Source organism: Paenibacillus sp. GbtcB18, assembly GCF_019091125.1.
Taxonomy (GTDB): domain Bacteria; phylum Bacillota; class Bacilli; order Paenibacillales; family NBRC-103111; genus Paenibacillus_F; species Paenibacillus_F chitinolyticus.
This window is the reverse complement of the sequence record NZ_JAGXJX010000826.1, coordinates 1-238: the sequence shown is the minus strand read 5'-3', so window position 1 is coordinate 238 and position 238 is coordinate 1. Positions and strand designations below refer to the sequence as shown.

The window sequence follows — 238 nt, the reverse complement described above, 5'->3', positions numbered from 1 at the left end:
CGTACACGCGGTCTGCGGAGGAGCGGCATGTGCAGACGCTGATGCCGAATACGATGGGGAATACGTACTACGCGGATCAGCAGGAGCTGGTCGGCGTTGCGGCACAGCTTCATCACGAGATGGCTGAAACCAATCCGAATTTCAGGGCACGGCCGATTGTTTTTCCCCGAAATGCCGGGTTTATGCGGCTTCAGCCTTGGTTCGGACTCGCATTCCTTCCCATGTATCGCCCGGATCG

At 58.0% G+C, this 238-nt stretch carries 1 pseudogene; it reads left to right on the top strand.

What is annotated here, in order from left to right:
• Positions 1 to 29: 29 nt before the first annotated feature.
• Positions 30 to 238 (top strand): annotated as a pseudogene (locus tag KVT34_RS31075) (TROVE domain-containing protein); the annotation flags it as partial.